The organism is Streptomyces sp. NPDC017676 (assembly GCF_044329325.1).
Taxonomy (GTDB): domain Bacteria; phylum Actinomycetota; class Actinomycetes; order Streptomycetales; family Streptomycetaceae; genus Streptomyces.
The window spans coordinates 1-14,872 of the sequence record NZ_JBIRJA010000010.1 but is presented as its reverse complement, the minus strand read 5'-3'; the positions used below and the strand labels follow the sequence as shown (position 1 = coordinate 14,872).

The window sequence follows — 14,872 nt, the reverse complement described above, 5'->3', positions numbered from 1 at the left end:
GGCCACCTTGACCTCCCCCGTAGCTCTCACGCCCTGCGGGCGCGACTTCCTCTGAGAAGCACAGCGAATCCTGCGCAGGACCGTCCCGAATGGTGTGGTTGCAGGAGTCAGGCGTGCGTGGGGAAGCGGGCGAGGGCGCGCAATTCGGCTTCCACGGCTTCGATGCCATCGAGGCGCTTGCGGTCCCAGTCGGGGATTACATCGGGTTCCAAGTGCCGTGCCAGCAGCTCCGAAGCGTCGGTGGGCAGGGCGCGGCGGAAGGCGTTCGTGAGCGCCTCGGGGATGCGGGAGCGGTAGCTCACACGTTGAGCGACCTCCAGAGCGGTCGCGGCGGTAGTGGCATCTAGGTCGCCTGATTCGCTCAGGGTGCGCAGCAGCCATCGAACGTTGATGAGCGGCACGGTGACTGCCTCGCTGGTGATCGGGTCCATCAACAGGGCTACGTCGGCGTCGGAGTCAACGTGTCCGCCGAGGTACTGCGCGCAGACCCAGCCGTGCTGGATCATGCCGAGCGTGCGGCACTCCACGGCGCGCAGCGCGCCCATGGACGAGGCGCCGGCGAGATACAGGCCGCGCCCGAGGTATTCGCGGATCTCGGTGACGGAGACCGAGAGGTTCTGGCCGAACTGGCCGTCCAGGATGAGGGTGCGGTTGTTCCACTTTCCCTCGGTCGGCGTCTGCAGGAGGTCGCCGCGGATGATCGGTGGCCGCATGACCAGGTCGACCGCGAGAGTGTCGGCGAGCTCGCTCAGTGCCTTGATGTCCCCAGGGGCCAGCGAACTGCCCGCATAGACCGTCAGTTTCACTGCCACGCCGCCGTCCAATCCGGTCGATCCGCCGTGCGGGCGTTCAAAAGGCGCACCCCGACCCGCAGGTGGTCGACGTGGGTGAACTCACTGCCCGGCACCACAACTTTGACGATGGAGAACGGAAGCCCCTCTGGGGCCAGGCTGGTGCGCAGAACGAGATGCAGGCCATGCTCCCCGAGCATGTCGAGCAGGAACGCCAGGTCGGTCTCGTTGTCGCCGGAACTGCGGTCGGGGATCGCGTGGAACGGCAACCAGGGCCGACCCTCGCTCCAGGTGTGGAGGTAGTCGCGTAGTTCGTCGTAGGAGGCGTGGCGCCGATACGCCTGCCCCTCCAGGTCTTCGCGGGCGCCGGCGAGCACGACGAGACGGGACTGTGCGGCCTCGGTGAGCGCCCGCATCAGGGCGATTTCTGGGTTGAGGTGGCAGCCTGCTCCTCCGTTGAAGAGCATGCCGTCGCGAGAGTGGGTGTCGTCGGTGGTGACGAAAAAGGTGGGGACGGGCAGCCCGCCGGTATAGGCATGGATGGTGACGCTGATTGATGCTCGCTCGAAACGCTCGACGACCTCCCGGTGCGTGTCGGGGAGGGTGTCGATGGGCACGCGGTGGCCGAGGCCGAGTTTCTCGCCGAATGCCGTGCTGTCGTGCTCGATGACCTCGTACAGGGCCTGCACTGTGGCGTCGACGGGGTCGTTGCCAGCGGCCAGGCCTATGGTGTTGGACGACATCAGTCCGCCCTCGTGCGGGAAGGGCGTGAAGACGGCGACCGCAGGCACCGCGATCTCTACATCGTTACGCAGACAGCGCATCGGCCACCAGGTGGTGGGCGTTTGCGGGGTCCAGTGGTGGCCGCGGCGGGGGACGAGCCGCCGAGGGTCGAGCGTCGGCATCCGCTCGCACATGACTTCGTACGGCAGTGGCGCCTCAGGGCGGCCGTCCGGTTCGCAATAGCGGCGTTCGATGGCCTCCATCATGGCCGAGACCCGGGCTGCCTGGCGGGTATAGCCCTTCCCGCTGGTGACCGTGTTAAGACCACGGGCGGCCCTCGGGCGCACGGACTGGTAGACCGGGATGCCGAGGAGGTCCAGGTCGGTCACCTCGCTGACGCGGGTAACGCCGACTCGCTCCAGCAGCGCCTGTGCCAGCCACTCGACCTCATCAAGGGAACGGCTGCGCAGGGCAAGGCTCTGGTCCACGGCGGAGTCCTCCCGTTGGTGCCGGTGATCAAGGTGCCCGGCATTCGATGACATGGCCGCGGTCGAAGGCTGCGGACCGTCGGCGGACGCATCCGTCACGGGCGGCCGGTTGCCAGGAGCAGCAGGTCGGCCGGGTCCATCGCGGCGAAGTAGCGGGCGAGTTCCTCACGCACCCAGTCCGCCTTCTGGTCGGTAGGCAGCAGGTGGTGGCGCCGATGCGCTTCCTGCCGTTCCAGATGTGCGGCCCCGGCCTGTCGCAGGGCTTTGACGATCTCGCTGGTGGCCGGTGACCGCTCGGCAAGGACGAGCAGCAGGCAGTCATCGCCTGCCGCGGCGACCGCTCCTCGGGTGGTGCCCGCCGGGACATACACGGCGGTGTGTGCCGCAGCCTGAAGTGGTGGGGAATCCGGCTCGTCGCCGTGCCAGGCGATGCTGCCGGAGCAGACGAGGACGACGGCGTCAACGGCCGCTTCGGCGTAGGCGACCGGCGAGCCGGCCGCCGCGAGATAGGCCGTCGCTTCGACGCGCGGGCCGAGCACCGCACGCACGGATTCGACGGCAGGCCGTGCGGTAGGCAGCCAGTCGGCGATCGACGGCAGACGCAAGGTGGCGCCCGCGGCGTAGTGGCCGGTGACGTTGCGGTGATGGACGAAGCCGGTCACCTTGTGGTTTTGAACCCTGCGCGCGGTGAAGACCTCAGCGGCCGGCCGTTTTGCGCCGTCCCGGTACACCTCGATGTAGGGGTGGGCGAGCAGGCCGCAGTCGATCGTGCCGAGCACGTCCTGGGCGGTCGGGAGCGTCACGCTGCTGGCCAAGGCCATGTGGGCGGTCGGGCCATGGCGGCGTCCGGCGAGCCAGGCCTCGAAGTTGATGTCCACATCGGTGTGCGGCTGGGTGTGTGTCATCGTGATCCGTCCCGCAGACGTGCGGTGGCAAGGGCCCGGTCGACGAGCGCGGCACTGTCGATGTGGGAGCCGAAGTCGTTGAGGTCGGCCAGCAGCGCGGCGGCTCGGGTGAGCGGCGAGGTCGCATCGCGGCCGATGGTGGCGGGGCGCCCGGAGTCGATCCACTCGCCGATGTAGGCCTGCACCAGCGCCGACGGGAAGGGCTCAGTGAGCGTGAACGTCATGTGAAGGGAGGTGCAGTCGATCGCGGTGGCGGCGTGCCCAGTGCCGTGCGGCAGGTAGAGCAGGTCGCCCGGCTCCATGACGACGACCTGCTCCTTCGAGGTATCGACGTCCAGGCCGGCGTTGGCCGCCGAATCCGGGGGCGTGTCGTACAGGTGCCACTCCTTGGCGCCCTCAAGCTGGACGGCGATAACGCGGGAGCCATCACGATGCGGCAGCATGCCGCGCTTACCCGCCGGTGTGTAGAAGAGGAACGCCTTCGACTCGGCAGGGAAGACCGCATTGAGCGCATCGTTGAGGTCCCGGAGGACGGGATGCCAGTCCTCAACCTGATTGAGTTTCAGGGTGGCCCCGCTGGCCAGTTGCTTGCCCACGGCGACGGAGTCGATGAACCCGTCGACCCGGGTGCCAGCCACCGTACGCGTCGCAAGCAGTTCGCTGTCGGCGGGCGCCATACCGTCTTGGAGGACGGAAAAGTACGGGCGGCGGAGAAGACTGCCGTCGATAAGCGCGAGGATGTCGCCGATGCGTGGCAGTCCGTCAAGCGCCACCGCGTTACGCAGAACCAGGGGTTGCTTTCCGTGATACGCCGTGCGCAGGTCGCTGCCATCCTGCAGCAGATCAGTCAGCGTGCTTGCTGGCAACGACGGCTCTCCTATCGTGAGTTGGCCACCGTGCCGACGGCTGGGCGGCAGATCCCGCCGAACCGCCGGACACGTCGCGTCTAGGCGCGGCTTCGATCAGGCGAAGTCGATGTTCTCGATCAGCATCGGAGCCTCGCCGTCGAACTCGTCGAGCTCGTCGATCGCCGCAGCGCGCAGCTCTTCCTCAGTGGGCTTGATCAGGGTGTCAATGCTCACAATGATCTCCTTGTCTCGTCGACCGTGACTGCGTCTCCGCTTGCTGATCAACGGGCAGCCAGGGGAGAACGTAAGCCAGCCCAACAACGCCGGTCAACCAGCATGTTCACGCCATAACGCCAGCATCTCGGCCTATTTGACGCTAAGTTCGGGGAGGCTTCCAAGATCTTCATCGAGAGGCGCCCGGGCGCTTCAGGGAGCCGCGAGAGGCCAGGTTTGCATGCTCTACGCTCATGGCGCGCAGGGGGCCTTCAACACCACGCCGGGTTCTACGCGCACGACTTGATGCACCGCACGACGGCTCCAACTCCGTGAGGAGACTCGCCTGCCATGACCACCTCGTCCAGCACGTCAGCGATAGCCGCTGCGCCGAGCAAGTCGCTGCTGCGCGCCCACCGGGGTTTCCAGCTACTCCTCACCGGTAACACGGTGAGCCAGTTCGGCAGTCAAGTCACCATGCTGGCCCTGCCGCTGGTGGCCTTGACCGTCTTTGATGCGTCCGCGCTGCAGATGGGCCTACTCACCGCGGCCTCCACGGTGCCGATCGCCGTCGCCGGTCTGCCGGCCGGCGCATGGGTGGACCGCATGCGGCGCCGCCCGGTCCTGATTGCCACAGACCTGATGCGTTTCGGCCTGCTGGCGTCCGTTCCGCTGGCGTACGCCCTCGATGTGCTCACCCTGGTCCATCTGTATGCGGTGGCCCTGCTGGCCGGCACGGCCACGGTGTTCTTCGACGTCGCCCATCTGTCCTACATGCCGTTCCTGGTCGGACGCGACCGGCTGGCAGAGGGCAACGCGGTGTTGCAGACGGCCACCAGGGGCGCCAACTTCAGCGGCCCGGCGGTCTGCGGCTGGTTGGTGCAGGCGGCCGGTCCCGTCGGTGCCCTCGTGGTCGACGCCGTCAGCTTCCTCGTATCGGCCGGCACCATCGGCGCGATCCGGCGTTCCGAGCCGCAGCCGAAGAGTGAGGCGCGCGGCTCACTGCGTCAGCAGATTGCCGTGGGACTGCGCTACATCTTCGACCACGCGGTGCTGCGCATGCTGGTGACCAGCGGTGTGCTGTTGTGCCTGGCGACCACCGCGTTGCTGGCCATCCAACCGATTCTGCTCGCGCGGGACTTGAAGATCAGCCCGGGACTCTACGGCCTACTGCTCGCCGCGGACGGTGTCGGCGGCATCCTGGGCAGCCTGACGGCGAGGGCAGCGATCCGGCGGCTCGGCATCGCCCGCACGATCTGGGTCCCGAGCCTGGCCATCGTGCCCTTCGTGCTGCTGATGCCGTTCACCGGCCACGGCTGGCTGCTCCTGCTCTACCCGCTGGGTTCGTTCGCCTTCGCGGTCGGCATGTCTATGCGCAACGTGGCCCAGCTGACCTACCGCCAGAACGCCTGCCCGCCGGAGCTGCTCGGCAGGATGAACGCCTCCATGCGCGTGCTGACCTGGGGGGCCATGCCGCTGGGCGGGCTCCTGGGCGGCGCGCTCGCCCAGTGGGCCGGGACCCGTGCCGCCTTGTGGGCGGTCGTCGCTCTGGCCGCCTTGTCTGTGCTGCCGGTGCTCACGCGCGCACTGCGTGCGGCCCAGGACTGACCTGGGCCGCACGCAGGCTCTACTTGTCGCCCAAGAATCCGACGAGGGCGCGGCGTAGTCCCGCGCTGTCCAGACCGTGTGCGATCGCGTGCTGGCGAGGCGAGCCGTAGTTACGCAACTCCTCACGGCCAACGCCAAGTCCGAGCACACGGTGCGGCAGGTCGCTCAAGGTGTCGGTGACGCAGGGCACGGAGGTGCCCGCGAGGTACGGCTCGACGAGGACGACAGCGGGGTCGCGCTGCCCGGCCACGGCCGCCCGCAGCCCCACGGCATCGAACGGCCGGATGGTGGCCGCATACATCACGGTGACGTCCAGCCCTTCGGTCGCCGTCAGCACGGCGTCGGCCAGCGGGCCCACCGTGATGACGACGGCCTGCGTCCCCTGCCGCAGCGTGCGCAGGCCGCGGTGGATGCGACCGTCGACGAGGCCGTGGGCGTGCGCGTTTGTCTGGTTGGAGAGCCGTAGATAGACCAGCTCATCGCTGTCGGCGGCCTCGCGCAATTGGGCCTCGGCCTCGTCGGGGTGGCCGGGGACGTCGATGGTCCAGTCAGGCAGTGTCGACAACAGCGCGACGTCGCCCGGCGACTGGTGCGTGCGCCCGCTGCTGGAGATGTCGTAGGACGCCCCGGCGCTGACCAGCACCGCCGAGACCGCCTGGTGGTTGAGGTCCAGCTTGATCTGTTCAAAGGGCCGCTCGATGAGGAACGGCGCGAAACTGTGGGCGATCGGCCGCATCCCGGCGAGCGCAAGGCCGCCGGCCGCGCTGATCAGGAGCTGCTCGCGGATGCCGAAGTTCAGCACCCTTTGTGGATGGCGTTCACGCGCGCCGTCGAAGAGAGCTGACGTGAGGTCGGCGGTCAGTACCGCCACCCGCTCGTGCGTGTCCAGCAGTTGGGTTGAGACCTCGACGAAGCGCTCGCGCATGATTCCGGCCATGGGGGTCCTCCTAGGGGTGACGACGGGACGGGTTGGCTGCCAGGGGTGGCGACGGGCGTGGCTGTGCCACGGGGCTGTCACTGCATCCTGGTGTCGGCCACCACAAGCCGTGGCACGCCCGGGTGCGGGGCGCGAAAGGCCGTCTCCAACGAGTCGTGGTCGCGTCCGTTGGTCCGTGTCGTCGACCAGCCTTCGACCTCGAAGCGCGTCTCCATGCCGCCGGGCCAGCCGTGACTTGCGGAGTGGTTGTCGACCACGATCACGTGCAGCTGCTCCAGGCCCACGCGGCCCGCATAGGCGATGGCCTCATGGTTGGACCCTTCGTCCAGCTCGCCGTCGCCGATGAGGACCCACACGTCCGAGGGAATGTTGCGTGCGCGCAGGCCCAGGGCCGTGCCCACGGCCAGCGGCAGCCCGTGCCCCAGCGACCCACTGGATATCTCGACGCCGGGGATGAGGGCCCGGTCCGGGTGCATGCCCAAGGGGGAGCGGAAGGCACCGAACCGGCGCAGTTCGGCCGGGGCGATGAAGCCCTTGGCGGCCAGCACCGCGTAGTAGGCCATGGGTCCGTGGCCCTTGGACAGGAAGAACCGGTCGCGGTCCTCGGCCATCTCCGGGGTGACACGCAGCACCCGGTCATACAGCACCCACAAGGCGTCGACTGTGGAGGTCGCTGCTTCCTGGTGCTTCTCGTCGCCCGCCATCATCGCCATCAGATCGTGCAGGTCTTCGAACGTTGCGGTGGTCATTGAGCGGGATCTCCAGACGTGTGTGAGACGGGCAGTCAGGATGCGTACGGTTGACTCGTAGGGGAGTTGAGGCCGGCGCGGGCCCAGCGGGGTCGGGGAAGAAGGGGGGCGCCGTGCTGGCCCGGCCGGCCAGCGAGGAGTGGGGCGCCGGCTACCAGATACGCACCCGGTCGGCCGGGTCCCACCACATGCCGTCGCCCTCGCGGACGTCGAAGGCTGCGTGGAATTCGGTGAGGTTACGGACGGCGGCGTTGCAGCGGAACTCGGCAGGGGAGTGCGGGCCGACCGTCAGCCGGCGGCGGAGCTCGGCGTCGCGGGCCTTGAACCGCCACACGCGCGCCCAGCTGAGGAAGAAGCGCTGCGCCCCGGTTAGGCCGTCGATGACCGGTGGCTCGGCGCCGTTGAGCGAGAGGCGGTAGGCCCGGTAGGCCATGGTCAAGCCGCCGATGTCGCCGATGTTCTCACCGACCGTCAGCGCCCCGTTGACGTGCTGGCCGGGAGTCTGTTCCGGCTCCAGGGCGTCGAACTGCGCGATCAGCGCGCCGACCCGCTGGTCGAAGTCCGTGCGGTCGGCTTCGGTCCACCAGTCGGAGAGGGCGCCGCGGGCGTCGTACTTCGAGCCCTGGTCGTCGAATCCGTGGCCTATCTCGTGGCCGATGACCGCACCGATGGCCCCGTAGTTGACGGCCGCGTCGGCCTCCGGGTCGAAGAACGGCGGCTGCAGGATCGCGGCCGGAAAGACAATCTGGTTCATCCTGGAGTTGTAGTAGGCGTTGACCGTCTGCGGGGTCTTGAACCACTCGCGTCGATCCACCGGTCCGCCGAGTCGGGCCAGATCCCGGTCGAGTTCGAAGGCTGCGGCACGCTGCGCGTTGCCGACCAGGTCGTCGCGGCACACCGTCAGGGTGCTGTAGTCGCGCCAGTGGTCGGGATAGCCAATCATCGCCGTGAAGGCGTCCAGTTTGTCCAGCGCTTTGCGCTTGGTCTCGGCGCGCATCCAGTCCAGGCCCGTGATGTTGTGCCGGTGCGCGGCGATGAGGTTGCCGATGAGCTCGAGCACCAGGCCCTTGGAACGCGGCGGGAAGTGCTCGGCGACATACAGGCGGCCCAGCGCGTAGCCGAGGCCGGACTCGACCAAGTCCAACCCGCGCTTCCACCGTTCGCGTTGCTCGGGTACTCCGGTGAGGACCGTTCCGTAGAAGGCGAAGTGTTCGTCGGCGAAGGCGCTGCTCAACAGCGGTGCACTGGCGCGCATCAGGTGCCAGGCCAGCCATTCCTGCCAGCGCTCGATCGGGGTCTGGGCCCACAGCGCGGCGACCTCTTCGAGGTAGTCGGTCTGCCGCACCACGACTTCGGCGAGCGCTGCGGCGGGTGCTGCGATCCCTTGCTGCCATGCGTCCCAGTCGAAGGCGGGGGTCAGGGCGCCGAGGCCGGATCGGTCGAGGAGGGTGTAGGCGCGCACGACGTCGCGGGCGCTCGCCCTGTCCCAGTGTGCCGAGGCGATCTGGGTCTCCAGTTCGACCACGCGGCTGGCGGTGCCCGCCGGGTCCGTCCAACCGGTGAGCTTCAATATCGTCTCGATGTGCGCGCGGTACGCGACCCGCACGGCCGCAAAGGACTCGTCCCGGTAGTACGACTCGTCGGGCAGGCCGAGTCCGGCCTGGCGGAGATGGACGAGATAGCGGTCGGGCCGACGCGCGTCGATGTCCACCTCGGCAGTGAACAGGCCGGTGACGCCCCAACGCTGCACCTGCCCCAGGACACGGGCAAGCGCCCCGTGTGTGTCGGCGGCAGCAACCAGGTCCAGGCCCGGGCGCAGCGGCGCCGCACCGAACTCCTCGATCCTTTGCTCATCAAGGAAACTGGCGTACAGGTCGCCGATGCGCCGCTCGTCGCTGCCTTCTGGCGCATCCGAGGCCGCGGCCCGCTCCACGATCTTGCGCGAGTTCAGCTCGGCGGTATCGCGCAGCTCAACGAGCGTTCCGGCGACGGCGCGGTCCTCGGGGATGACGGTCTCGTCGAGCCAGCGGCCATTGACATGACGGAAGAGATCGTCCTGCGGGCGCACCGTGGGACGTCCCCCGGACAGATCGAGGCCTCTCGAGACCGACTCGCGCATGCCAGATCCTCCTGTGTCGTGGCCGTCCGCCAGACCGTATCCGACCTGCAAAGAGTCACAACAGATCGAACAGGCCACGCAGCCAACGCCTCCCAGATGCCGGGACGTCTTGATCCACAACAGGCATGTTCCCGCGACAGGCGGTCGCCTACGATGCCTGACAGATCACAAGCCGTGTGATGACGAGCGGGTGGGAGACGGAGTGAGTCTGCGTGACCTGGGGTTTGGTGTCGGCGAGTTTGTCGACGGGTGGCCGGACCGCGCCCTGACGGCGACGGCACGGCCGACGGTGCGCGCGGCGTTGTCGCCTGCCGATGTGGACGAACTCATCGCCGAACGAGGGCTGCGCATGCCCGCGTTCCGCATGGCCCGCGACGGAAAACTGATCAACCCTCGCCACTACACGCTGGCCTCCAACTCCGATGCGGCCACGACGGTCGGGCAACTCGCCGACCCCGAAGGGATCGCGCGGCAGCTGGGCCGGGGATCGACGTTGGTCCTCCAAGGTCTCCAGCGCTTCCACCCCCCGGCGGGCCGACTCGTGCGCAGCCTCGCGACCGACCTGGGCGCCCGGGTCTTCGCCAACGCCTACCTGACACCAGATGCGGCCCAGGGTTTCGCCGAACACAGCGACCCCTACAGCGCGTTCCTCGTCCAGCTCGCTGGCAGCAAACGGTGGCTGGTGCGCCCTTCGCCAAGCGCGTCACTGGAAGAAGTGATCCTGCGGCCCCTGGATGTGCTCTGGCTGCCAGCGGGCTGGCTGCATGCAGGTGTCGCGCTGCCCGGCAGCCCCAGTGTCCATCTCACGCTGGCCATCAACCCCATACCGCTCACCGACGTCGTCGCGGCGATCACTGAGAGCCTGATGCGGCAGATGGACGGCGGGACGCTGCCGCCGCTGCCGGCCGATGACGCACTGCAGATCGTGGAGCGCGAAGTCGACCAGGTGGCTGCGCGTCTGCGCGCAGTCCTCGAGGGCATCGACAGCAAGGAACTGGCCCGCGTCCTGCTGGCCCGCAGTCTGGAGAGCACCATGGCGCCAGGCGACCAGGTGAGCACGGCGCTCGGCTTCCTTCCTGCCGACGGCACACCCGATGACGGCCGGAACGGCGGCGTGGAGTAACCCGACGCGACGCTGAACACCGGGCTTCGGCTCGCGCCTGATCCTACAAGTCAGCGAAGCAGCGCTATCACCTTGGCGAAAGCGTCCAGCGCCGCTTCCTGCACCGTGATGTAGTCGATGCCGAACCGCTCCTGGCGAGCGCGGAGTTGCTCCGCGATCTGCTCCGGGCTCCCGATCAGAACTGCGGGTAGGGTTCCGATCTGCTCCGGGCTCAGCGTGCCCCGCAAGAAGCGGGAGTAGTCCTCCCGCGCGCCTTGACGATCATCCGTGACCTGCGTGCGCAGAACGATGATGTTTCGGTGCACCGGCTCCCGGCCTGCCGCCTGCAGCTCCGCATTGACCAGCGCCACCCGCCCATCCAGCTGACTCTCTGTCAGGTACTGCATGCCCCGACCCTGCGGGTCGAACCGCGTGCCGGCGAAGGACACGATGTCGGCCCGCCGGGCAGCCAGCCGCAAAACCCGGTCGCCGTTTCCGCCGATCATCACAGGCAGCCGGTCGGATGCGGCGGCGCGCGTCACCGCGTCCAATGTCTCAACGAGCCGATCCACGCGTCGGCCTGGAGCCTCGAACGGGATGCCGGCTTGGTCGAACTCGGGTTTCTTCCATCCCGCGCCGAGCCCCACCTCCAGGCGCCCATCCGTTGCCTGGACCGTGGTGACCACATCCCTGGCGAACAGCGCCGGACGATAGAAGGACGTATTGCTCACGAACGTGCCGACCTGGACGCTACGGGTCGCCTCGGCAGCCATGGCGCACGCCAAGAAGGGCGATGGCATGCCGATGTGATCGGGCACGGTGATCACGTGGTAGCCGAGTTCCTCGGCGCGCCGGGACTTATCCCGCCAAGAGGCCCGATCCTCGAGCTTCGTGAAGTTCACACCGAACCGCATTGCCATGGCACAGACCCCATCCTTCACATATCGGCGGCACCCAGCACGCAGGCAGAGATCGCGAGTCTCCTCTCACGTCCCTTTGCCTGATCTCGGCCGCTCACACTAGAGCACTGCTGATCATGTATGTTCGGCGTCCTACAGCGACTTGGGGGCGCCATGACCGAGTTGGACTACGAGGCAAATGCACTGGCCGACACGGCCGAGCGTCTCGTCAAAGCGAAGGTGGCCAGGCAGGACGGCATTGCCACCTATCACGACCACCACATCCGGCGCGCTCTCACCATGGCCCGCCGCACCGGCCGGATCGACGAAGTGAGCACCTACGTCGAGCTGTTGACAGCGGACCGATTCCAAGATCCGCTTCCGCGTCTCGACCGTTCCGACCAGGACGTGCTCGCTGCCCTGGCATTCCCGGTGCAGAACTTCGTCGCCACCCAAGGCGTCACCGACCACCTGACCTGGGCCGGTCAGCCGCTGTACAAGACAGTGTTCGACTTGGCCTGCTACCCCATGCTGATCGCCGAGCTGTCTCCGGGGACGATCATCGAACTCGGCTCCGGTAGTGGCGGAAGCGCACTCTGGCTCGCCGACGTCGCCCAGGCGCACGGCATACAGCCTGTGATCGTCTCGGTCGACCGCACACCGGTAGGACTCACCGACGACCGCGTGAGCTTCCGCACCGGCGACGTCAGCAACCTCGACGACGTGCTCGCCGACTGCACCCAACTCCCCAGGCCCTGGCTGGTGATCGAGGACGCGCACGCATATGTGGGAACAGTCCTCGACTTCTTCGACACCAGACTGCAGACCGGCGACTACCTCGTGGTCGAGGACAGTCTGGCCAAGCGCGCCACCCTGCGGGAGTTCCTCCGAAGGAGCCCACACCGCTACCAACTCGACACCCGGTACCTGGACTTGTTCGGCCAGAACAGCAGCTCAGCAATCGACTCCATCCTGCGCCGCGCATAGCCCCCGCCCCAACACCGTTGCGTAGTCTGGCCGCCGAATCGGACAACCACGACGAGGAACAGCGCATGCACGATAGCACCAGGATCCGCCTGATCGAGCCCACCGACGCCGCCCCGATCGCGGCGCATCGGACACGGGACGCTGAAGCCTTTCGACCGTGGGAACCAACTCCGCCACCCGAGTTCTTCACCCCCGAGGGCCAGGCGGAGCGGATAGACAAACTGCTGGCCGCACACCAGGCCGGCACGGTCTGGCCCGGCGTGGTACTCGCCGACAACCAGGTGATCGGGCAGGTCACCATCGCAAGTATCCTGCCGCAGCCGCACTTGCGCCGCGGCTCCCTGGGATACTGGATCGCCACTGTCGCCCAGAACCAAGGCCACGCCGGGCGCGCCGTCGCGCATGCGCTCCGCGTGATGTCCGATGAGCTCGGCCTGCACCGCGCCGAGGCATCTACCAACCTGGAGAATCTGCCGTCGCAGCGGGTGCTGCGTCGCAATGGGTTCAGCCCATACGGCGTCGCGCACTCCTCGATCTTTCTCGACGGGCAATGGCGGGACGGGCTGCTGTGGGAGCGGATCCTCGACGACTAGCACACGGCAAGCGGCTCTTGCCGTGGGGATCCAGTCGGTTGGTCCTCCCGCGCGATCGACTGCGCCTGGAGGACGCAGGGTGGGAGTTCGTCGGACCACCCCTGCTGATCGGCGAGGCGCCGTTAGGCGGGCCGTCGCAGCAGGTCACGTAGCCGTCTGGGCCGCGGCGGCACGGGCTGGCGGCGCGAGGGGGGCGTCGCTGACCTCGGGGTGAACACCGAGACGCTGCGGAAATGGATCTGGGCAGATGACGGCCGACGGACGGGTTCACACGCGGCGCCACGTGCGGCTTCGTCGGTGCCGGCGGTGGGTTCGGCGGAGGCCGAGCTCGCGGCCGTGCGGAAGTGGATCCGCGAGCTGGAGGAGGAACGCGACATCGTGCGCAAGGCGGTCCGGTGTTTTGCCGGGGATGCGAGCTGGTGCTCCGCTGCCAGTTCGTTGAGGACCGCCAGCGCCCGATACGGTTCGCCAAAGTCGGCACCATGGCGCAGTCGGCACTCGCCAGGCGTTCAACGTTCAGTCGATCCCGACACTCGCGGTCGTCGGCGACAAGGTGGCCATCTTCGCTCAGCCCGGCGCTGTCCGAGGCGGCCCTGGAGCAGGTCATCGCGCAGTCACGGACGGTGACGTGGACGAAGCGCGCAAGCAGATCGAGGCCCCGACGGCGAGGCGGGCGAGGCGCCGCAGTCACCCTGAGGAGAAGGTGAAGGCATTGCGCTCTCGGGTGATGTACGGCACATATCACTCGAGGGCAAGGCGGGAAGCCAGCAGCGCCATTGCGCTAACCACGCTGTCGGCGCTCGGTTACAGGGAGTCGCGATGTCAATGGCTGCCAGCGTCGGGACTGCTTACCGAGCTTCGAAATCAGCGCTGCCCGCGAAGCGTGGATCACCGCGTTTCCGGAGGGCCCGTTGCTCACGGATACGCGGATCCTAGAATCCGCGTGGTCACCGCGGACGCCGAGCACGTGCCTGCCGAGGTGGTGCCGGACGGCGGATTCGACGCCATCGTGGTGACCGTCGACACCTGGGATCTGCCGTGGATCGACGCCCTGGCCGAGGGCGGCCGTCTCGTCGCATCGTTGCGTCTGCACGGGTACCACTGGGCCATCAGCTTCACCAAGCGCGATGGGGCCTTGCACAGCGACGAGCCGCTCATCGTCTGCGGCTTTGTCGCCATGCAGGGCGACGGCGCCTGGCACAGGAATCGCCGCACCGTCCCAGGCACCGGCGTCCACCTGTCCTGGGAAGACGGCACCCCGTTGCCCGTCGACGAACTCGCCCCAGCCCTCACCTGCGAGCCGACCGTGACGCACACCCACGTCACCGTAGGCGGCCAGGAACCCTTCGACGCCCTCACCCTCTACCTCGCCGGCGCCCTGCCGGGCTTTTGCCGCCTCTCGGCCGACTCCGACGGCGACAACGGGGTCCTGAACCCGCCGCCCAAGCACTGGCCCGGCGCCGCGATCGTCCGCGGCAATTCCCTCGCGCGACTGGCCACCGAGCGCATCGGCGACGGAGACGATGGCAAGGGCCTGTACGAGTTCGTTGTCCATGGCCACGGCACCCGAGGACACCTCGCTGCACAGGAGATGGCCGAGCAGGTCCGGCACTGGCAGCACAACCACCGCGGCGCCCTCTGCCCCCGCATCACCGCCCGACCGGCCGCCAGTTGCGCCCCGCCGGCCAGAGACCACGAACTGCACGTATTTGCCAAGAAGCACACCCGCATCACCGTGGACTGGCCGATCGTTCCCGGCCCCGCTGCACTGCTCATCGGCCGAGGGAGCTGCAGCGCCGGATGAACGGCGGTACCTGTCGGCGTACACCTGAACGTCCCCAACCGCGTACGGGTGAACGGGGCCAGTTCCTGACACGCTGAGGGCCGATGCTTGGCACTCTGCTGCTCGT

General features: G+C 68.1%; 13 protein-coding genes. 5 read left to right on the top strand and 8 right to left on the bottom strand.

The genetic code is table 11. From position 1 onward, the window contains the following. Positions 1 to 107: 107 nt before the first annotated feature. From ACH4LD_RS22400 to ACH4LD_RS22385, 4 genes are all read right to left on the bottom strand, one after another. Positions 108 to 812, bottom strand: coding sequence for a TfuA-like protein (locus ACH4LD_RS22400; protein WP_398058785.1), 705 nt, complete (start codon positions 810 to 812; stop codon positions 108 to 110). Beyond that, positions 803 to 2,002, bottom strand: a complete 1,200-nt coding sequence (locus ACH4LD_RS22395) for a YcaO-like family protein (protein WP_398058786.1) — start codon at positions 2,000 to 2,002, stop codon at positions 803 to 805. Before ACH4LD_RS22395 ends, ACH4LD_RS22400 begins: the two co-directional genes overlap by 10 nt. 95 nt (positions 2,003 to 2,097) lie before the next feature. Then, complete coding sequence (locus ACH4LD_RS22390) at positions 2,098 to 2,907, bottom strand: hypothetical protein (protein WP_398058787.1); 810 nt, start codon at positions 2,905 to 2,907, stop codon at positions 2,098 to 2,100. Then, positions 2,904 to 3,773, bottom strand: coding sequence for a JmjC domain-containing protein (locus ACH4LD_RS22385; protein WP_398058788.1), 870 nt, complete (start codon positions 3,771 to 3,773; stop codon positions 2,904 to 2,906). Before ACH4LD_RS22385 ends, ACH4LD_RS22390 begins: the two co-directional genes overlap by 4 nt. Before the next feature lie 546 nt (positions 3,774 to 4,319). On the opposite strand from ACH4LD_RS22385, the gene ACH4LD_RS22380 reads away from it, so the two are divergent. After that, a complete protein-coding gene (locus ACH4LD_RS22380) occupies positions 4,320 to 5,576 on the top strand; it encodes an MFS transporter (RefSeq protein ID WP_398058789.1) in 1,257 nt (418 codons plus the stop codon). A 19-nt stretch (positions 5,577 to 5,595) separates the two neighbouring features. Here the strand turns inward: ACH4LD_RS22380 and ACH4LD_RS22375 are convergent, their stop codons facing one another. From ACH4LD_RS22375 to ACH4LD_RS22365, 3 genes are all read right to left on the bottom strand, one after another. Then, a complete protein-coding gene (locus tag ACH4LD_RS22375; RefSeq protein WP_398058790.1) occupies positions 5,596 to 6,513 on the bottom strand; it encodes a transketolase family protein in 918 nt (305 codons plus the stop codon). A gap of 77 nt (positions 6,514 to 6,590) precedes the next feature. After that, on the bottom strand, positions 6,591 to 7,262 hold the full coding sequence (locus ACH4LD_RS22370) for a thiamine pyrophosphate-dependent enzyme (protein WP_398058791.1): 672 nt from the start codon (positions 7,260 to 7,262) through the stop codon (positions 6,591 to 6,593). 151 nt (positions 7,263 to 7,413) lie between these two features. Then, on the bottom strand, positions 7,414 to 9,381 hold the full coding sequence (locus ACH4LD_RS22365) for a M13 family metallopeptidase (protein ID WP_398058792.1): 1,968 nt from the start codon (positions 9,379 to 9,381) through the stop codon (positions 7,414 to 7,416). 202 nt (positions 9,382 to 9,583) lie between these two features. Here ACH4LD_RS22365 and ACH4LD_RS22360 point away from each other — a divergent pair, with 202 nt between their 5' ends. Continuing rightward, positions 9,584 to 10,504: a JmjC domain-containing protein gene (locus ACH4LD_RS22360; protein ID WP_398058793.1), complete on the top strand. Its 921-nt coding sequence runs from the start codon at positions 9,584 to 9,586 to the stop codon at positions 10,502 to 10,504. Positions 10,505 to 10,554: 50 nt separating this feature from the next. On the opposite strand, the gene ACH4LD_RS22355 is transcribed toward ACH4LD_RS22360, so the two are convergent. Continuing rightward, positions 10,555 to 11,403, bottom strand: a complete 849-nt coding sequence (locus tag ACH4LD_RS22355; RefSeq protein WP_398058794.1) for a TIGR03621 family F420-dependent LLM class oxidoreductase — start codon at positions 11,401 to 11,403, stop codon at positions 10,555 to 10,557. Positions 11,404 to 11,556: 153 nt separating this feature from the next. Here ACH4LD_RS22355 and ACH4LD_RS22350 point away from each other — a divergent pair, with 153 nt between their 5' ends. The 3 genes from ACH4LD_RS22350 to ACH4LD_RS22340 all read left to right on the top strand — a co-directional run bounded on the left by ACH4LD_RS22350 (position 11,557) and on the right by ACH4LD_RS22340 (position 14,766). After that, positions 11,557 to 12,369, top strand: coding sequence for a CmcI family methyltransferase (locus ACH4LD_RS22350; RefSeq protein ID WP_398058795.1), 813 nt, complete (start codon positions 11,557 to 11,559; stop codon positions 12,367 to 12,369). A 65-nt stretch (positions 12,370 to 12,434) separates the two neighbouring features. Beyond that, a complete protein-coding gene (locus tag ACH4LD_RS22345; protein ID WP_398058796.1) occupies positions 12,435 to 12,962 on the top strand; it encodes a GNAT family N-acetyltransferase in 528 nt (175 codons plus the stop codon). A 943-nt stretch (positions 12,963 to 13,905) separates the two neighbouring features. Beyond that, positions 13,906 to 14,766 (top strand): hypothetical protein, encoded by an 861-nt coding sequence (locus tag ACH4LD_RS22340; protein ID WP_398058797.1) that lies wholly within the window; start codon positions 13,906 to 13,908, stop codon positions 14,764 to 14,766. The last annotated feature ends 106 nt before the right edge of the window (positions 14,767 to 14,872 follow it).